A 20,227-nucleotide genomic window follows, 5' to 3' on the forward strand; every position below is an offset into this window, starting at 1 on the left:
TCGCAAAGCAGTGACTAGTAGGAAAAAGATTCACCCGGAGGGTCATTTATCCTTAGTCGTGACAAGGGCTAATAATTTATGACCAATGACAAAGGGCAAAGAATGCAACTGATAGACACGCACGTTCATCTCAACTTTGATAGTTTCCAGCCGGATTTAGCAATAGTGCGATCGCGGTGGCAAGAAGCAGGAGTAGTACGTTTAGTACATTCGTGTGTTCACCCAGAGGAGTTTAGTAGCATTCAGTCTATAGCGCACGAGTTTCCTGAAATCAGCTTTGCCGTAGGGTTACATCCTTTAGATGCTGATAAATGGAATAATGAAACAGCCGATAAAATCAAAACTTTGGCCAGTTCTGACTCTCGTGTAGTAGCAATTGGGGAAATGGGGCTGGATTTTTACAAAGCTGATAACTATGAGCATCAACTTATGGTGTTTGAGTCGCAGTTAGTGATCGCATCTGAACTCAACTTACCAGTAATTATCCACTGCCGCGACGCTGCTGTGGCAACCAGAGAAGTGTTGCAAAAATGGCGGGAACTCAAAGGAGAAAGAGTGCGGGGCGTCATGCATTGCTGGGGAGGAACGCCAGAAGAAACTCAATGGTTTCTCGATTTAGGGTTCTACATCAGCTTTAGCGGGACTGTAACGTTCAAAAACGCCAAAGCGATCCAATCCTCGGCGGCGATGGTGAGTAGCGATCGCTTACTAATTGAAACAGACTGCCCATTTCTCGCCCCAGTTCCGAAACGGGGCGAAAGCCGTAACGAGCCTGCCTACGTGCAATACGTAGCCGAGCAAGTAGCTAAATTGCGTCAGGAAACGGTAGAAGCGATCGCCCATCAAACCACCCAGAATGCCTGTGAATTATTTGGTCTGTCAATATAAAGTGTGCTTTAATCTATTTTATTCAGTTGTGCTAAAAAAAATAAAATTCTAGGAGGGAAAATATGGTAATATTATTCCCTCAAAAACATTTTGCTTGCGCCATAATGATAAAGGAAGGAACCTAAAATTTCTGAGCCTAATTTCCCGTACTGTTATCGGCTTGGCCATCCTCCAAATCTCTACAAGCGGATGCTCTCCACACATGACTAACCGTGCCAACCCAGGTTGAGCTAGATTGCCCAACATCGGCTTGGTATCTATCAAACCTATACAAAATCGTTAAACGAAATTGCCTTGTGAGTACAATCCAGCAAAATGAAGTGATTCTGATGCAAAGCCGACAAGCTGCGGATCATTCCCTCAGTCTTAGGATATTTAAGATATCACTGACAGTATAAATAGCGTGGTCGATTTCAGGCACACCGTATAGAGCTGCGTCAGAAAATTAACGCGCTTTTTGGAGGGGAAATGAAGAAAGTAGATAAAACTCAGGAATATCTCAACTGTATATTCTTGTTAAATCAAGACTATATTGGTTTTTTGGCGTTTGAGTCCCCGATTCCGGGCGATTACCCCCTTGTCCAAATTGCTCATTCCAGCTTTAATGGCTGCGTTTGGCCACATATGCTATTTACAGGTGTGTAAGAAGAAGCTCCCAAACAGTTAATGACACTTGCTAGCAGTGGGAAGCGTTAAACAGCAGTGTCTAAGTAAAAATTTAACCAGGTTGACAAAGGTAGAGGCATGACCAAAGAAACATACATGGAACCCGCCTTTCTATTGCCCGACTTGATTGAAATCCAGCGCTCAAGCTTTCGCTGGTTTTTGGAAGAAGGGCTGATAGAAGAACTTAACTCCTTTAGTCCTATTACAGATTATACGGGCAAATTAGAACTGCACTTTTTAGGACATAACTATAAACTCAAGGAGCCAAAGTACAGCGTCGAAGAAGCCAAACGGCGGGATAGTACATACGCAGTCCAAATGTATGTCCCCACACGTCTGATTAACAAAGAAACAGGTGAAATCAAAGAGCAAGAAGTATTTATTGGGGATTTGCCTTTGATGACCGATCGCGGCACGTTTATTATTAACGGGGCCGAGCGGGTAATTGTCAACCAAATAGTGCGATCGCCAGGAGTCTATTACAAATCAGAAATAGACAAAAACGGGCGACGTACTTATTCAGCTAGCTTAATTCCCAACCGGGGAGCATGGCTGAAATTTGAAACAGACCGTAACGATTTGGTGTGGGTACGCATTGACAAAACCCGCAAACTCTCAGCACAGGTACTCCTAAAAGCTTTAGGTTTATCAGACAACGAAATCTTTGATGCCTTACGCCACCCCGAATATTTCCAAAAAACCATCGAAAAAGAAGGGCAATTTTCTGAAGAAGAAGCCCTGATGGAGTTATATCGGAAACTGCGTCCTGGTGAACCACCGACAGTATTAGGTGGACAACAACTCCTAGACTCCCGATTCTTTGACCCGAAACGTTATGACCTTGGTCGCGTCGGACGGTACAAACTCAACAAAAAATTGCGCCTTTCTGTTCCCGACACAATGCGCGTGTTGACTGCTGGCGATATCTTGGCAGCTGTAGATTACCTAATCAACCTAGAATATGACATCGGTAATATCGATGACATCGACCACTTAGGGAACCGTCGGGTGAGAAGCGTTGGTGAATTGCTCCAAAACCAAGTGCGGGTCGGCTTGAACCGTTTAGAAAGAATTATTCGAGAACGGATGACTGTATCCGATGCCGAAGTTCTAACCCCCGCTTCCTTGGTGAACCCCAAACCATTGGTAGCAGCAATTAAAGAATTCTTTGGTTCCAGCCAGTTAAGTCAGTTCATGGATCAAACCAATCCTCTCGCAGAACTGACCCACAAACGCCGCCTGAGTGCCCTTGGCCCTGGTGGTTTAACCCGCGAACGCGCCGGGTTTGCAGTGCGGGATATTCACCCTAGTCACTACGGACGCATTTGCCCCATTGAGACACCAGAAGGCCCCAACGCCGGATTGATTGGTTCCTTGGCAACCCATGCGCGAGTTAACCTGTACGGCTTCTTAGAAACGCCATTTAGACCTGTGGAAAATGGGCGAGTCAGATTTGATCTGCCTCCAGCCTACATGACAGCCGATGAAGAAGACGATTTACGGGTTGCTCCTGGGGATATTCCTGTAGATGAAACTGGGCACATTATTGGGCCACAAGTGCCAGTGCGCTATCGCCAGGAATTTTCCACCACAACACCAGAACAGGTGGACTATGTAGCAGTATCTCCCGTACAGATTGTGTCGGTAGCAACCAGCATGATTCCCTTCTTGGAACATGATGACGCTAACCGAGCGCTGATGGGATCAAATATGCAACGGCAAGCAGTACCGCTACTGAAGCCAGAACGTCCTTTGGTGGGTACTGGTTTGGAAGCACAAGGAGCAAGAGACTCCGGGATGGTAATTGTATCGCGTACTGATGGCGATGTCACTTATGTGGATGCCACAGAAATTCGCGTTCGTCCTAAAGCTAATACCTCCGAAATTAAGTACACCCTTTCCAAGTATCAACGCTCAAACCAAGACACCTGTTTAAATCAGAAACCTCTCGTTCGTATTGGTGAACGGGTTGTTGCTGGTCAGGTGCTGGCTGATGGCTCCTCCACCGAAGGTGGTGAATTGGCGCTAGGACAAAATATCGTTGTTGCCTATATGCCTTGGGAAGGCTACAACTACGAAGATGCAATTTTAATCTCTGAGAGACTGGTGCAGGATGATGTCTACACCTCAATTCACATTGAAAAATATGAAATTGAAGCCAGACAAACGAAACTGGGGCCAGAAGAAATCACCAGAGAAATTCCCAACGTCGGGGAAGATGCCTTGCGTCAGTTGGATGAACAAGGAATCATTCGCATTGGGGCGTGGGTAGAAGCTGGAGATATCTTGGTAGGAAAAGTCACCCCCAAAGGTGAATCTGACCAACCGCCAGAAGAAAAACTGTTGCGGGCGATTTTCGGTGAAAAAGCACGAGATGTGCGGGATAATTCCCTGCGAGTACCAAATGGTGAAAAAGGTCGCGTAGTTGATGTGCGCTTGTTTACTCGTGAACAAGGCGATGAACTACCACCAGGAGCCAATATGGTAGTCCGGGTATATGTTGCCCAAAAACGCAAAATCCAAGTTGGTGACAAAATGGCAGGACGCCACGGGAATAAAGGGATTATTTCTCGGATATTACCGGCGGAAGATATGCCTTATTTGCCCGATGGTTCACCAGTGGACATTGTACTTAACCCCTTGGGCGTACCCAGTCGGATGAACGTCGGACAAGTATTTGAATGCCTCTTGGGTTGGGCTGGTCAAACCTTGGGAGTGCGATTTAAGATTACTCCCTTTGATGAAATGTACGGTGAAGAATCATCCCGCCGAATCGTGCATGGCAAATTGCAAGAAGCACGTGACGAAACAGGCAAAGACTGGGTATATAACCCAGATAACCCTGGCAAAATTATGGTGTATGACGGTCGTACAGGCGAACCCTTTGACCGAGCAATTACCATCGGTGTGGCTTATATGCTGAAGCTGGTGCATTTGGTGGATGATAAGATCCACGCCCGTTCTACAGGCCCATACTCACTGGTAACTCAGCAACCCTTGGGTGGTAAAGCACAACAAGGTGGTCAACGGTTTGGAGAAATGGAAGTGTGGGCATTGGAAGCCTTTGGTGCAGCTTACACCTTGCAGGAATTGCTCACAGTTAAATCTGATGATATGCAAGGACGGAATGAAGCGTTAAATGCGATCGTTAAAGGTAAGGCAATTCCTCGACCTGGAACCCCAGAATCCTTTAAGGTGCTAATGCGCGAGTTGCAATCATTGGGCTTAGACATTGCCGTACACAAGGTAGAAACCCAAACAGACGGTAGTTCCCTAGATGTGGAAGTCGATTTGATGGCAGATCAATCAGCCCGTCGCACACCTCCTCGACCAACTTATGAATCTCTTTCCCGCGAATCGCTGGAAGACGACGAATAAATAGTCAGGAGTTAGGAGTTAACAATTCATAACTCTTAACTCCTAACTTAAAACTAAATATACTCAAAACTCATAACTCGAAACTCAGCACTCGAAACTCAGCACTTAAGTATGAGACCTGCCCAAACTAATCAGTTTGACTACGTAAAAATCGGCTTGGCTTCCCCTGAACGGATTCGGCAGTGGGGCGAAAGAACATTGCCCAATGGCCAAGTAGTCGGTGAAGTTACCAAGCCAGAAACGATTAATTACCGAACTCTCAAGCCAGAAATGGATGGCTTGTTTTGTGAGCGCATCTTTGGCCCCGCAAAAGATTGGGAATGTCATTGTGGCAAGTATAAAAGAGTTCGTCACAGAGGTATTGTCTGTGAGCGCTGTGGGGTAGAAGTCACTGAGTCACGGGTGCGTCGTCACCGCATGGGCTATATTAAACTCGCCGCACCAGTAGCTCACGTTTGGTATCTCAAGGGTATTCCTAGCTATATTTCCATCCTGTTGGATATGCCCTTGCGGGATGTCGAGCAGATTGTCTATTTCAACTCTTATGTTGTCTTGAGTCCAGGTAATGCCGAAACTTTAACTTACAAACAGCTACTGAGTGAAGACCAGTGGTTGGAAATAGAAGACCAAATTTATAGCGAAGATTCTGTGCTTCAAGGCGTAGAGGTAGGTATTGGGGCTGAAGCGCTGTTGCGTTTGCTTGCCGATATCAATTTGGAACAAGAAGCCGAAAGTCTACGCGAAGAAATTGGCAATGCCAAAGGACAAAAGAGAGCCAAGCTAATTAAGCGACTACGGGTGATTGACAACTTCATCGCTACTGGTTCAAAACCAGAATGGATGGTAATGGCAGTTATTCCCGTGATTCCCCCCGACTTGCGCCCAATGGTGCAACTAGATGGTGGACGGTTTGCCACGAGCGATTTAAATGATTTGTATCGGCGGGTAATTAACCGCAACAATCGTTTGGCACGCTTGCAAGAAATTTTGGCACCAGAGATTATTGTGCGGAACGAAAAGCGGATGCTGCAAGAAGCAGTGGATGCTTTGATTGACAATGGTCGTCGGGGACGCACTGTGGTAGGGGCAAATAACCGACCTCTGAAATCTTTGTCAGACATTATTGAGGGTAAGCAAGGACGTTTCCGACAAAACTTGTTAGGTAAACGAGTTGACTACTCGGGACGTTCTGTAATTGTGGTCGGGCCAAAGCTGAAAATTCACCAGTGCGGTTTGCCTAGAGAAATGGCAATTGAGCTATTTCAACCATTTGTGATTAACCGCCTGATTCGTAGCGGCATGGTGAATAATATCAAAGCTGCGAAAAAGCTGATATCGCGTAATGACCCCAGCGTTTGGGATGTGCTGGAAGAGGTGATTGAAGGACACCCTGTAATGCTAAATCGGGCACCAACTTTGCACCGCTTGGGTATTCAGTCTTTTGAACCGATTTTGGTAGAAGGTAGAGCAATTCAACTGCATCCTCTGGTGTGTCCAGCATTTAACGCCGACTTTGACGGTGACCAAATGGCGGTACACGTGCCGTTGTCCTTAGAAAGTCAAGCTGAGGCTCGGTTGTTGATGTTGGCTTCTAACAATATTTTGTCACCAGCCACGGGTAAACCGATCATCACGCCTAGCCAAGATATGGTATTGGGAGCGTATTACTTAACAGCAGAAAATCCCGGTGCGACAAAAGGTGCAGGAAAGTACTTTTCTTCGTTAGAGGATGTAATTATGGCTTTCCAGCAAGAGCAAATTGACTTGCACGCCTATATCTATGTGCGGTTTGACGGTGAAATAGAATCAGATCAACCGGATACAGAACCCGTGAAAGTGACGGAAAACGAGGATGGTAGCCGGACATTACTCTATAAGTTCCGTCGAGTCAGACAAGACGCTCAGGGTAATGTACTTTCTCAGTATATATACACAACTCCTGGTCGTGTTATTTACAATAATGCCATTCAGGAAGCACTAGCAAGTTAATTCGTAATTTCTAATTCGTAATTCGTAATTAATTCTTCAATTACGAATTACGTAGCTTGCTTCTCGCGTTTGGCGAGTATTACGAATTATTAATTATTGATGACTCAGGACTAATGATTAATGACTAACGAAAAAATGATTTTTCGCAATCGGGTGGTTGATAAGGGTCAACTGAGAAATTTAATTTCTTGGGCCTTTACGCATTGTGGTACAGCGCGAACCGCAGTGATGGCGGACAAACTGAAAGATTTGGGATTTCGCTACGCTACCAAAGCAGGGGTTTCCATCAGTGTAGACGACTTGATGATACCACCAACTAAGCGATTGCTCTTAGACGCAGCCGAAGAAGAAATTCGCGCCACCGAAACTCGTTACCAACGGGGAGAAATCACTGAAGTAGAACGCTTTCAAAAGGTAATCGATACCTGGAATGGTACCAGTGAAGCTTTGAAAGATGAAGTAGTCGTCCACTTCAAGAAGACTAATCCCCTGAACTCCGTATACATGATGGCATTCTCCGGGGCACGGGGTAACATCTCCCAAGTCCGGCAGTTGGTGGGAATGCGGGGACTGATGGCAGATCCTCAAGGCGAAATTATCGATTTGCCCATCAAAACCAACTTCCGTGAAGGACTTACTGTAACGGAATACATTATTTCGTCTTACGGTGCCAGAAAAGGATTGGTGGATACTGCCTTGCGGACGGCTGACTCTGGTTATCTCACCCGCCGTTTGGTAGACGTATCCCAGGATGTAATTATTCGGGAATTTGACTGCGGCACCACTAGAGGTCTTGCGATTCGACCCATGACAGAAGGTGCCAAAACCCTGATTCCTCTGGGAACCCGCTTGATGGGACGGGTAATTGGCGAAGATGTGGTGCATCCGGTAACAAAAGAATTGATTGCAGCACGCAATTCGCCCATTCCTGAAGAATTGGCAAAGAAAATTGAAAAATCTGGGGTGGCAGAAGTTGTGGTGCGATCGCCCCTAACTTGTGAAGCCGCACGTTCCGTCTGTCAACACTGCTACGGCTGGAGTTTAGCCCACGCCAAGATGGTGGACTTGGGCGAAGCTGTAGGGATTATTGCCGCCCAAAGTATTGGTGAGCCTGGTACTCAGCTAACCATGCGGACATTCCACACGGGTGGTGTGTTTACTGGGGAAGTGGCACAACAAGTGCGTTCCAAAATCGATGGGACTGTTAAGCTCCCCCGCAAACTGAAGAGCAGAACATATCGTACCCGCCACGGGGAAGATGCTCTGTATATCGAGGCTAATGGCATCATGCTTTTGGAGCCAACAAAAGTAGGTGATGTTACCCCAGACAGCCAAGAGGTTCATCTTACCCAAGGTTCAACACTATATGTATTTGATGGAAATAAGGTAAAACAAGGACAGTTATTGGCAGAGGTTGCCCTTGGTGGACGCACAACCCGGACTAATACAGAAAAAGCGGTTAAAGATGTTGCCTCTGACTTAGCAGGGGAAGTGCAATTTGCCGAAGTACTTCCAGAGCAAAAAACTGACCGTCAAGGTAATACCACAACCACAGCCGCACGCGGTGGTTTGATTTGGATTTTGTCTGGGGAAGTTTACAACTTGCCGCCTGGGGCAGAATTGGTGGTCAAAAATGGTGATGCGATCGCCGCTAATGGAGTTTTAGCAGAAACCAAGTTAAGCAGTTTACACGGCGGTGTAGTGCGCTTGCCAGAAGCTACCCCAGGTAAGAGTACCAGGGAAATTGAGATTATCACCGCTTCTGTGGTCTTAGACCAAGCAACGGTAACAGTTCAAAGTTCCCAAGGTCGCAATAACTACTTAGTTTCCACTGGCAACAACCAGGTATTTAACCTCCGGGCTACACCGGGCACAAAAGTGCAAAATGGTCAAGTGGTAGCTGAGTTAATTGACGATCGCTATCGCACAACCACTGGTGGTTTCCTGAAATTCGCGGGTGTAGAAGTCCAGAAAAAAGGCAAAGCCAAGCTGGGTTATGAAGTCGTCCAGGGCGGTACCCTTTTGTGGATTCCCGAAGAAAGCCACGAAGTTAATAAAGATATCTCCTTGCTGTTGGTGGAAGACGGTCAGTTTGTAGAAGCTGGTACCGAAGTGGTGAAAGATATTTTCTGCCAAAACAGTGGTGTGATAGAAGTCACCCAGAAAAACGACATCCTGCGGGAAGTTGTGGTGAAGCCAGGGGAACTGCTGATGGTGGACGATCCAGAATCAGTTATTGGGCGAGATAACACCTTCATCCAACCTGGTGAAGAATTCCAAGGCAATGTAGCCACAGAATTACGCTATATCCAGTATGTGGAGACACCAGAAGGACCCGCCCTGTTGAGCCGTCCAGTAGTTGAGTTTGCCGTACCTGATAATCCAGATGTGCCATCAACTACATCAGTAAGTCAACAAACCGGGCGTTCGATTCAGTTGCGGGCTGTGCAGAGACTACCTTACAAAGATTCAGAACGCGTCAAGTCTGTTGAAGGTGTGGAACTACTGCGGACTCAACTAGTGCTAGAAATCGAGCAAGAAGGCGAACAAGACCACAATGCTTCGCCACTAGCAGCAGATATCGAATTGGTAGAGGATACTGAAAACCCAGAAGTTCAGCGCTTGCAGTTGGTGATTTTGGAGTCCTTGGTAATTCGTCGAGACATTACTGCTGATGCCACTCAAGGTAGCACCCAGACCACACTTGAGGTACAAGATGGGCTTTCCATCGCCCCTGGAGCTGTGGTAGCACGTACCCAAATCTTGTGTAAAGAAGGGGGGATAGTGCGGGGTGTCCGAAAAGGAACCGAAAATGTGCGTCGTTGTTTAGTGTTGCGCGATACTGATATGCTCACCACTAATACTAGTACTCAACCTAAAGTGAAAGTGGGTGACTTGCTAGTAGAAGGTGCAGAAATTGCCCCTGGAGTTTTTGCCCCAGAATCAGGGCAAGTAGTGGATATTAAAAATACTGCTGCTGCATCTGGTGAGGAATCAGCCCTGAGTAGTAAGAACTACGTTGTTACTACCCGTATTGGTCGCCCTTATCGAGTCAGCCCTGGTGCTGTGTTGCAAATAGAAGACGGCGATTTGGTACAACGGGGTGATAACTTGGTGCTGTTGGTGTTTGAACGCCCCAAAACCGGAGATATTATTCAAGGTTTGCCCCGGATTGAAGAACTGCTTGAAGCTCGTAAACCGAAAGAAGCGTGCATTTTATGTCGCCGGGCGGGTGAAGTTAAGGTAGTTTACGGCGATGGTGATGAAGCGATCGCTATTAAGGTCGTAGAATCAAACGGCGTGGTGACAGATTATCCTCTAGGCCCAGGACAAAACTTGATTGTGCCAGATGGCTCAACAGTATTAGCGGGACAACCGTTGACCGATGGGCCATCCAATCCCCACGAAATTTTGGAAATCTTCTTTAGCCTGGGTTCCGAAGATGGAATCTATGCTTGTGCCAGCATTGCCTTGCAAAAGGTACAGACATTCTTGGTGAATGAAGTGCAAATGGTGTATCAATCTCAAGGGATTGATATTTCCGATAAGCACATTGAAGTGATTGTTCGCCAGATGACCAACAAAGTCAGGATTGATGATGGTGGTGACACTACCATGCTTCCTGGTGAATTGGTGGAATTGCGCCAAGTTGAGCAGGTGAACGAAGCTATGGCAATTACAGGCGGTGCTAGGGCACAGTATACCCCAGTATTATTGGGTATCACCAAAGCATCGTTGAACACCGATAGCTTTATCTCCGCTGCATCCTTCCAAGAGACAACACGGGTACTTACCGAAGCAGCTATAGAAGGCAAATCCGACTGGCTGCGCGGCTTAAAGGAAAACGTGATTATCGGGCGATTGATTCCGGCTGGTACTGGCTACAATACCTATGAAGAACCCGGTGCGATCGATGATTATGCTGCTGAGATTACCAGTAGTGTCTTGGATGAAGTTGATGATCCCTTGGATATGGTCTTAGATGACCGTACAGCTCGCACCTATAATTTAGATTCTCCTACTCTTGGCGAATCTGGTTTTGGTAGCAGACGTGCAGAAAGGTCAGTTCTAGATGACGAAGATGAATTAATCGCCGATGAAGTAGCAGACGACGACGATTATGAAGAAGACGAGGAAGACGAGGTAGATGATTTCGACGACGAGTAAAGGCTTGAAATTTCCCGTCTTTATTAAAAGGTAAAAACTAAAAAGGCAAAAGAAGATTTTCTTTTGCCTTTTTTTTGCTCTCTAAAAACACATTTTTAAATCCTCAATATTCCGGTTTCTACCTTTCAATTTAGTAATTAGTCAATTACGGCGATTCAAAAGTAACATCCTCATAGAAATCTGCAACAGCACACCGAAAATCTACACTTGCCAAATGAATGATATCTTCTTGCCCATAGGGATAAAGTACCCATTGTTTCTCTGGGTTACGCCGGAAACATTCAACATTTAACCGACTTTGACTCACAAGTACATATTGCTGAAGTGACTCCATTTGTCGGTAGTCAGCAAATTTATCACCTCGGTCAAAGGCTTCTATTGTCGGAGATAGCACTTCTACAATTAACGAAGGGTAACGCAGAAAAATGTTAAAAGCTCTATCTCGTTGGTCACAACTTACCATCACATCGGGGTAGTAATAGATATTAATCGACTCAATATGTGCTTTGGTGTCTGAGATATAAGTCTGACATCCACTCCCGCGCAAATGATTTCTCAGCATTGAAGCAATATTAAGAGAAATAATGACATGACTATTACTTGCCCCTGCCATTGCATAAATCTGTCCCTGTCTATATTCATGCTTGATAGGACTGGTTTCTTCTCCTTTGATATAGTCTTCTGGGGAAATATAGCTAGAATTTGGAGTTGCAACCATCTGTAATGACCTTGTGTGATGCCTTGTATCTAGTTTAAAAGAAGCTTGACGGCTAAATCCGCATAAATCTAGCAATAGCTAGATGCTGTAATTCTCTCAAGAGCTATAATCTACATCTGTTGCACCGAGAGATTAACTTGTGGATGTCATATTAGAACGATCGCACCAATTAAAACAAGCCTTAGTTGATTTTGTCCTTGATGCTGAAGGCGAACTGGCACAAGCGCTGGAAACTTATGCAGCCGCACAGTTGCGCCGTGGAAGTGGGGATAGTACACAGCAGGACTTAATTATCGATAGCTTTGTGACAGCCGGGAAAGTCGGTGATAAGTCACCATTAGAGTTGTTTATCGAAAGCAATCCAGATTTAGAAGAAAGCGATCGCAACCTGCTCAATAGCTGGCATCATAGTTTTATTGGCTTATTTGCCATTACCAACATCCTACCTGATGGCTTTGAATTGACGAACTGGTTGACGGATAAACGCTACATCGTTAAGCCAAACAATGTCCAAACATTACAGGCAATATCTCGGTTCAAAGTAGGAGAAATTTTACTAACTCGCATTTCTCCTGTTACCGATAGCTACTGGATGTTTTCTGGCCCTTACACAATAATGGGTAAATTAGGTAAACCAAAACTTGCTGTAGCAATTGGTAATTTCAAAGAAAACTATAAAGATAATCTTTACAGCGATGCACCAGACTTGCTAGAAGAAGCTTGGCAGTCAGTAGCACAATATCATCAGCAGTTTGTAGACTTTTTTGGCACTGATGAAATCACACTACCTGGATACCAGCTTAATAAAAAAATAGCTGAATTCCAAGAATTAATCACTGAAAAACGCTTTGCAGAAGCAGGAATTGATACTTCTAAATCCTTGGCTGAAGTAGCAGAAGCAGCTGGCATTGGAGACGATGAAATAAAAGCAGCCGCAGAAGAATTTGGTGCTGATTCCAACGTAGTCTCTCAGATGTTGAACAGCAAAAGCAGTAATAGCAAAATGGTGATGCCAAAGGTTGATTTACCTGCGGAACTCAAGAAAGCAGAACAAGTAACAGCTCTTTCTCATCCTCGTTGGGGACAAATGTTTTTACCGACGTATAGTAAGGTACAAGCAATTTTATCGGCAGAGGGCTGGCAGAGTGTTCAAGGGGCGGAAAAACTTGTTCGTTACTACCTCGAAGATAAAAGTATTAATGCTTTTATTTGGCATCGATTAGCACAACAGTATCCAACTCAATTAGAAAATGTGTTGCAAACACTTTTGCAACGTCCAGAGTTTAGCCTTGAAAGTGACTTGGATGCACTTTTGCAAGAATTCAACAAACCTCTTGAGCCAGAGTTACCAGAAATTGCTAGCGTTCCTATACATTTACACAACTTATTTCAAGAAGCTTTAGGAGAAGTTAGCAAATCCAAGCCCAAGAGCAAAGGGCAAAAAAAGTCAGCAAAGGGTTTTCAATAAAGTCAACAAATATACCCAACATCTTATCCTACCTACTTAGGGTTTTATTTCTAAGGTAGAGTCATTTGTAGGAGCGTACAGCTAGCTGTAGCTCCAAGCATTTATTGGATAAAATCAGTGTCAAAAACGAGATAAAAACTAAATATTTATATTTAAGTAACGGAAGATAGAAGGTAAACAATCTCATCTATGATTTTCTCTGGACTCTCAAGCTTGACTAAAAATCGATTAAAACCAGCATGCAAAGCCTTATAAATTGAGACTTCCCGTGTATAAGAAGTGATAGCGATCGCAGGCAACTGTCTTAGGGATGGGCAAGAATGTACTCGAATTTGTTCAATTAACCAATTTCCATCATGATCGGGCAACTTCACATTGCACAGCAGAATATCGGGATGAAGTGATTCAACTAAGGCAAAGGCTGCTTCTGCATCGGTTAATGCCATCACCTCTGCACCAGCTGCTTCCAAAATGAAGATGAGCAAATCTGCAATATCTGGCTCATCCTCTACCAGTAAAATCAAGATTCCAACAAGCGGCTGGAGCGAATTTAACTCAGTTTCTTGATTGATTTTCTGATCGGTTGCCATGCCGTCCCTTTATTGCCTGCTATAGTGTACTATTTCTATTTCAACGCATGGAGCGGAACAAGTATTCACTCTAAATACACAAACTTGGGGTGAAAAGTTTTATCAATATGAAGATGTAATGAAGCAGTTTGAGACTTAACTGCCTAACTAAATGGTTTAGCGTCTTTGTGCTCAAAGATTTCCACAGAATCGCCACGTCGAACCATGCGTTTTCCCAGATGTGGAAAATCAGCAATTTCCACATCAAGATTTTCTCCTCCCATTAAGTAAACTAAGTTTTCGTCCCCTATATTCCTGAGATGGTGGGCTACTGAAGGAGTTGGGAATGCCATAAAGTCCCCAGGGAAAACCTCAAATTCTTCCCCGTCGATTTCTGCGATCGCTTGCCCCGATAGAATATAAATCCATTCTTCCTCGCAGTGGTGGGAATGGTAAATAAAAGATTCTTTCCCCGTAGGAATAACAGCAAAGTTGACCCCAGTACGCTTTAGCCCAACCGTGCGTCCCATGTAAGTCCCCGATATTTCCGAGTTTGGATTCCAAGGGTGAGAGAAAGTCTGCATACTGTCAGCAATTTCTTTAGCACGGAAAATCAAAGATTTTTTGTTTGTCATATTTACTAATTTCATATATCAGTAAACATTGTAAGACGTTACCTTAACTGGGTGCTTAATAGATGTGCCTTTGAACCGCGCCAACTTGGTAAAGAGTAGAGCTTTGTGAATCAGCTGACTAATAATTTTTGGTAATAGGTAATTGCAGAAAAGCTATTACCCACTACTCATGACTCATTACCGAGGTTCAGTTTGAGTGGAAACTGTTAAAACTTGCGGAGGTGTAGCATCCGGCGGATAGAGAAAGTCTACTTCTACTAAGGAGCGATCGCCTGCTTTCATATTTAATAAAACTAACGGTTCCCCTGGTTGACCTCTCTTTTGCACTAAATGCACAAACTCTGTTTTTGGCTGACCTTGGTCATCTTTATAACGTACCCGTACTGTCCCCCGGAAGAATATTTGACGGGCTGGTGTACTGAAAAACCGTAACCCTGCTTTAACTAACTGATCCTCTTTGAGCGGGGTCTGTATGGATAAACTAACGGTTTGAGGATTTTGAGTATTGTTGTATAGCCGCAACTTGAGATTATATTGAATTCCATAGTTGCCATGAGCACGATATGCGGTGTCAGGATAGCGCACCAGCATGGGCGCACTTTGAATTTGACCAGTTCCTAAGGTACCGCCATGCAAGCTACTCAGAGCGTAGGAAAACACTTGACCAGGCTGGGGAATAGTCAGATACCTGGCTTTAGGACTATCCACTAATAAGGCTCTCCATCGTGAACCACCAGCCACTCCAGCAACACGCCCATAAATTCTTGGTTTGCCAGTTTCCTCTAAGGGAGTGGGCGCTTTATCTCGTGGCCCAGCCACATCACTATTATTAAGTAAATTTTGCCACTCTTCTAAAGTAGGCGATCGCTCACTGCCATCAGGATTCAGCCGTGCAAACATAGCTAGGCTAGCTGCATAAACAGTGCCATTACTTTGCAGTCGCATGAACGTAGAACGACCATTAAGAGGTGGTGTCAGTCCCTGCACGGGAATTGGTAAATTTAGTAACATCCGACTTTGCCCTGCTGGAATGTCAATTTGAGCAGGGAAACTCTCTTGTCGCCGCCCCCTGAGTACATCAGACATAACGCGATCGCCTGGGCCAGCAAAAATTGTACCCAAAAGATTTTGGCTCAAGGATGGTAATTGAATAAATGGTGCATCTGGTTGGCTTAAATAACTCGCCGCCTGCCAAATATTTAACCTTACTGCTTCAGAACCAGGGTTGTGCAAAATTATCCCTAGATAGAGCGATTGCAAATTCTCTGGCGGTTCAGCCTTAGCAACATGGTGAGCAAAAATATCAAATCGTCCTCGAAACGGAAAATTCAGATGCGCCGTTGGCACTTTTTTGCCATCTGGTGGAAAAGTGGAGAGTAAAATTCCTTCTTTTAACACCAATTCTGGACTATTGCTGTTAAACGTTGGAACTGTATCCAATTGGCCTGGCAAAGGACGCACTTCTTGTAATTGCACGACTTCTTCAGGTGGTGGCGTGGCAGGAGTTAATTGGGCAATTGGGAAAATTAGTAACAATGGCAACATATACTTAGATATTTCTTTCACCATACAGACATTAACAACTTGATGAAAGTGCCAGTTTGTTAATAATTAATACGAAATCTGCAAGAATCCCCATAAAGTTTTCTCGATTGAGAACCGTAACGAGTTTGTTTTGGCTTAATTAGCCGAACACTGAATAGTAAAGGCTCTCTGGTGCTTCTGCTACGCGATCGCAGACAAATTTCCCGCAGTCGTAACTAATTTGAATTGCCGTTACTCCTGCCACTAATTCCTTTAAATCAACTTCTGTCTACAAAACCATTTCTTTCCAGGTAGCAACTGCTTCCACATTTAATTATGTACGGCTTATAGCCATGCCACAACAGATTATGTCATCAGGTTAGATTGCATTCATTTTTTCCATTACCTGAGTACTGGCAAGTTACATATTTACGGGTAACTAGGGTAAAAAACTTAAGCCATCTGGGATCAGATCAAGTTTGGTAACTTCAAATAATAAATCATCAGAAGAATTCCACTGTTGATCTTTTATCCAAATGTCAAAATAAATTAATAGAATTCTTTTCTTCATAACAAATATTATTTAGAATAGAAAAACCCTCCATAATAAATTTACAAGGAGCAGGTAAATGCCAGTAATTGCGGTCGTAGATTACGAGATGGGAAATTTGCATTCAGTCTGTAAAGGCTTGGAAAAAGCTGGGGCAACTCCTAATGTTACTTATTCTCCAAAGGAATTAGAACAAGCAGATGCAATAGTGCTGCCGGGAGTGGGAGCATTTGATCCAGCAGTGCAACACCTGCGATCGCGTGGTTTGGAACAACCTATTAAAGAAGCGATCGCATCTGGTAAACCTTTCTTAGGAATTTGTCTAGGATTGCAAATTCTTTTTGAATCAAGTGCAGAAGGCACCCAACCAGGACTAGGAATTATTAAAGGAAAAGTGCGGCGGTTTCGTCCAGAATCTGACATCACTATTCCTCACATGGGTTGGAATCAACTAGAAATGACTCAGACAAAAAGTATTTTATGGGAGCATTTACCAGCCGATCCTTGGGTATATTTTGTCCATTCTTACTATGTTGACCCAATAGATCCGCAAATTCGTGCAGCAACCATCACCCACGGTACTCAAACCGTCACAGCTGCGATCGCTCATGAAAACCTGATGGCAGTTCAATTTCACCCCGAAAAATCCTCTAATATTGGATTGCAAATCTTGTCTAATTTTGTTGCTCAAGTCCGCGAAAAAATTCCTGCCTAATCCTCTTTTTGTCATTTGTTCTTTGTCTTTTTTCTAAAACTTATGACTAATGACCAATGAGCTTGAGAATTTACGGCAATCGTCAGCTAAAAACTTTACCAGGAAAAGAAACTAGACCCACCAGTGCGCGGGTTAGAGAGGCAGTATTTAATATTTGGCAGGGAGAAATTGCAGGTTGCCACTGGCTGGATTTGTGCGCCGGTACTGGTTCAATGGGCGCAGAGGCTTTGTGTAGAGGTGCCAGCTTAGTAGTGGGAATTGAACAATCGAGCCGAGCCTGTGCCACCATCCAACAGAATTGGCAGCAGGTAGCTAATGCCGAGCAAGAACTTCGGGTGTTGCGGGGAGATATTATCCAGCAGTTAAAGATTTTATCAGGCAAGCAATTCGATAGAATCTACTTTGATCCACCTTATGCTAGTGGATTGTACCAGCCAGTATTAGAAGCGATCGCTCACTATCAACTTTTAGATCCTAGTGGCGAAATCGCAGTTGAACACACCTCACAAGGTTGGACACCGCCAGAGATTCCCGCTTGGGAAATTTGCCGCGAGAAAGTTTACGGCAACACATCACTTACTTTCTATAGAATTGCCCAATGAGAAAAGAGGGGGTAGACAAAGGAGCAGTAGGAGAAAATTTTATTTTGTCTCCCTCATCCCCCTCATTTTCCCACTCAAAACTCAGCACAGGCTAAACCATAGCTATCTGTTAACAAAACTCAGCACTGCTTATCCCCCCAACTGATTGGGGCGTTTGTATTGCTTATAGGCAGCGTAAAACAGTCCGGCGAGGGTGACGAAAACTAGACCAAGGACAATACCTGATAGTAGGGGTTCAACCACTGTAAATCTCCTCTTTGAAATTATTAAATATTCGTTGCCTGTTTTTGATTTTACCAAATTTCGTATGAATCCTGCGCCCTACAGCCTTTTTGGAGAGCGACTGCCCACAAGAAAATAGTCTTCTGTGCTTGCAGACACAATCAAGAACTTTTAAGCTATGTGTAGGAAATGAAAACTTTTTAGCACACCTAGACTTTCACAGCAAACCTTTTGGATAACCAGATTACCAAACCTGAAATTTTGATTCAGCGGATCGTTTTATTGACGCTGGCTATACTGCTAGCAGTCCCTTTGGGCTTTTTTGGTGTTCAGTTGGTTCAAGCCTCCGATCCATACGTCAAGAGTGTTCTATCCTTAACAGGAAACCCAGTTCAAGGACACGCGATCTTTCAAATTAACTGTGCCGGTTGTCATGGTTTGGAAGCAGACGGGCGAGTAGGACCCAGTTTGCAAGCTGTCTCAAAGCACAAGTCTCGATATGGACTGATTCACCAGGTGATCAGTGGCGAAACACCGCCAATGCCAAAATTCCAACCTAGTGCCCAAGAAATGGCTGATCTGTTGAACTATTTAGAGTCGTTGTAAACTTTAGAATTTTTGGTTGCGGAATACATAAATCCCTAATGGAAAAAGGTAACATGAGATGTGCTGCCTTTTTCCATCTCTGACAAGTTCAACAAGCCCTTAAGTAAAACACCTTTGTTAGAAGAGGCTTAACTCAAAGACACCCTACCTCGGTCTGATAACTTTGTCTTCTAAGTTGCAGTAGCGATAAGTGTCATTAGTTATTAGTCATTTGACCTTTGTCCTTATTATTCACATCTGGCCATATTTACGTAGAATCTTTGATAAAAACTCATATAAACTGTATATTTTAAAGTATGTTAAAGCCACGATTTAACTATTACGAAAGTGAGGTTAGCGTACCTAACTCGGTAAGATTAAAACAAAAGCTCCCAGTGAATGAGCTAAGGTTTAACTTATTTAACAAACTAGATATTTTGAGATGCCTAAAAGCTAATGACTGAAGCGATCCAAATCGGTAATCGTACAATCACAGCTAGTGAACTGATTTCCTTACTGGCAAGTTATCAAATGCTGCCACAGTTGCAGCGCGAATTAATCATCGATCAAGCAATAGAGCAAAACTCACGCGCTGCGAATGTAGCAATAGAGTGTACACCGGAGGAAGTAGCCCAAGCTCAACAGCAGTTTTACGCTGAAAAACAGTTCAAAACTGAAGAAGACATCCAGGCTTGGATGGCGCATCAAGGGCTGACTCCCGAACAACTAGAAGTTATTACTACTCGTAAACTTAAAATTGAAAAATTCAAGCAAGCCACTTGGGGTAATAAACTGGAATCCTACTTTTTTCAGTCCAAGGCAAAACTAGACAAAGTAATTTATTCCCTGCTGCGAACCCAGGATGTGGGAATTGCCCAAGAACTTTACTTCCGGATTCAGGCAAAAGAAAACTCTTTTTCTGACTTGGCGCGTGAATATTCACTCGGGCCAGAAGCGCAAACTGGAGGCTTAGTAGGTCCGATTGAACTAAATGCACTACATCCTGTAATGGTGCAAATGCTTTCTAGCAGTCAACCAGGTCAGATATTGCCCCCTACCCGTATTGCTGACTGGTTCGTGATTTTGCGGCTGGAAAAATTTATCCCCGCCCAACTGGATGAATTTATGAAAGTGCGACTTCTGAATGAACTATTTGAAACCTGGCTACAAGAACAGCAAAAGCAAAATATATCTGCACCACAAGAGGAGGGGGGCACGGAAGGGCAGGGAGAGGGTGATAAACTTTAGCAGCTAGCTGCCTGCCTCAATAAGCTGCTTCTTTGCGACCTAACCTACCTTAAATGTTCTCATATCAAATCCGTTTGTATCGGGATTATTTCTCTGTGCCTTCAGCGTCTCTGCGGTTTTTTAATCATTCAGATGCTACATAAATAAAAACCCCTAGTTGCTATGTGAACTAGGGGTTTTTGTGTTTTAGTTAGTAATATAGAACCTGGCATCGAGCTATTTTTGCGTAGGGCTACCCCTAAACTATCGTGGCCGCAGCAGCGTTTCACCTCTGAGTTCGGGAAGGGTTCAGTGTGGTTCCAC

At 44.2% G+C, this 20,227-nt stretch carries 14 protein-coding genes; 9 read left to right on the plus strand and 5 right to left on the minus strand.

The annotated features are described in order from the left end of the window. Positions 1-102 precede the first annotated feature (102 nt). From H6G26_RS09745 to H6G26_RS09760, 4 genes are all read left to right on the plus strand, one after another. Positions 103-888, plus strand: a complete 786-nt coding sequence (locus H6G26_RS09745; protein ID WP_190729074.1) for a TatD family hydrolase — start codon at positions 103-105, stop codon at positions 886-888. Between the two features lie 744 nt (positions 889-1,632). Beyond that, positions 1,633-4,932: a DNA-directed RNA polymerase subunit beta gene (gene rpoB, locus H6G26_RS09750; protein WP_190729060.1), complete on the plus strand. Its 3,300-nt coding sequence runs from the start codon at positions 1,633-1,635 to the stop codon at positions 4,930-4,932. Positions 4,933-5,043: 111 nt separating this feature from the next. After that, positions 5,044-6,921, plus strand: a complete 1,878-nt coding sequence (locus H6G26_RS09755) for a DNA-directed RNA polymerase subunit gamma (RefSeq protein WP_190729061.1) — start codon at positions 5,044-5,046, stop codon at positions 6,919-6,921. 120 nt (positions 6,922-7,041) lie between these two features. After that, the gene (locus tag H6G26_RS09760; protein WP_190729062.1) at positions 7,042-11,088 is read left to right on the plus strand and encodes a DNA-directed RNA polymerase subunit beta''; all 4,047 of its coding nucleotides are present in this window, start codon (positions 7,042-7,044) and stop codon (positions 11,086-11,088) included. A 145-nt stretch (positions 11,089-11,233) separates the two neighbouring features. Here the strand turns inward: H6G26_RS09760 and H6G26_RS09765 are convergent, their stop codons facing one another. After that, the gene (locus tag H6G26_RS09765) at positions 11,234-11,806 is read right to left on the minus strand and encodes a Uma2 family endonuclease (protein ID WP_190729063.1); all 573 of its coding nucleotides are present in this window, start codon (positions 11,804-11,806) and stop codon (positions 11,234-11,236) included. A gap of 139 nt (positions 11,807-11,945) precedes the next feature. On the opposite strand from H6G26_RS09765, the gene H6G26_RS09770 reads away from it, so the two are divergent. Then, on the plus strand, positions 11,946-13,274 hold the full coding sequence (locus H6G26_RS09770) for a hypothetical protein (protein WP_190729064.1): 1,329 nt from the start codon (positions 11,946-11,948) through the stop codon (positions 13,272-13,274). 152 nt (positions 13,275-13,426) lie between these two features. Here H6G26_RS09770 and H6G26_RS09775 read toward each other — a convergent pair whose 3' ends face one another. From H6G26_RS09775 to H6G26_RS09785, 3 genes are all read right to left on the minus strand, one after another. Beyond that, positions 13,427-13,864, minus strand: coding sequence for a response regulator (locus H6G26_RS09775; RefSeq protein WP_190729065.1), 438 nt, complete (start codon positions 13,862-13,864; stop codon positions 13,427-13,429). A gap of 143 nt (positions 13,865-14,007) precedes the next feature. Continuing rightward, positions 14,008-14,478, minus strand: coding sequence for a cupin domain-containing protein (locus tag H6G26_RS09780; protein WP_190729066.1), 471 nt, complete (start codon positions 14,476-14,478; stop codon positions 14,008-14,010). Between the two features lie 177 nt (positions 14,479-14,655). Next, a complete protein-coding gene (locus tag H6G26_RS09785; protein ID WP_190729075.1) occupies positions 14,656-16,023 on the minus strand; it encodes a DUF3370 domain-containing protein in 1,368 nt (455 codons plus the stop codon). Positions 16,024-16,631: 608 nt separating this feature from the next. Between H6G26_RS09785 and hisH the strand changes: the two genes are divergently transcribed. Both hisH and rsmD read left to right on the plus strand, forming a co-directional pair. Next, on the plus strand, positions 16,632-17,267 hold the full coding sequence (hisH, locus tag H6G26_RS09790; protein WP_190729067.1) for an imidazole glycerol phosphate synthase subunit HisH: 636 nt from the start codon (positions 16,632-16,634) through the stop codon (positions 17,265-17,267). Positions 17,268-17,323: 56 nt separating this feature from the next. After that, positions 17,324-17,869 carry a 16S rRNA (guanine(966)-N(2))-methyltransferase RsmD gene (gene rsmD, locus H6G26_RS09795; protein WP_190729068.1) on the plus strand — a complete coding sequence of 182 codons (546 nt, stop codon included), beginning with the start codon at positions 17,324-17,326 and terminating at the stop codon, positions 17,867-17,869. 129 nt (positions 17,870-17,998) lie between these two features. On the opposite strand, the gene petG is transcribed toward rsmD, so the two are convergent. Then, the gene (gene petG, locus H6G26_RS09800) at positions 17,999-18,112 is read right to left on the minus strand and encodes a cytochrome b6-f complex subunit V (protein WP_063721252.1); all 114 of its coding nucleotides are present in this window, start codon (positions 18,110-18,112) and stop codon (positions 17,999-18,001) included. 210 nt (positions 18,113-18,322) lie between these two features. Between petG and H6G26_RS09805 the strand changes: the two genes are divergently transcribed. Next, positions 18,323-18,697, plus strand: a complete 375-nt coding sequence (locus tag H6G26_RS09805) for a cytochrome c (RefSeq protein ID WP_099100046.1) — start codon at positions 18,323-18,325, stop codon at positions 18,695-18,697. A gap of 435 nt (positions 18,698-19,132) precedes the next feature. After that, complete coding sequence (locus H6G26_RS09810) at positions 19,133-19,924, plus strand: peptidylprolyl isomerase (RefSeq protein ID WP_190729069.1); 792 nt, start codon at positions 19,133-19,135, stop codon at positions 19,922-19,924. Positions 19,925-20,227 lie beyond the last annotated feature (303 nt).

It is taken from the genome of Nostoc sp. FACHB-888 (assembly GCF_014696655.1).
Classification (GTDB): Bacteria; Cyanobacteriota; Cyanobacteriia; order Cyanobacteriales; family Nostocaceae; genus Nostoc.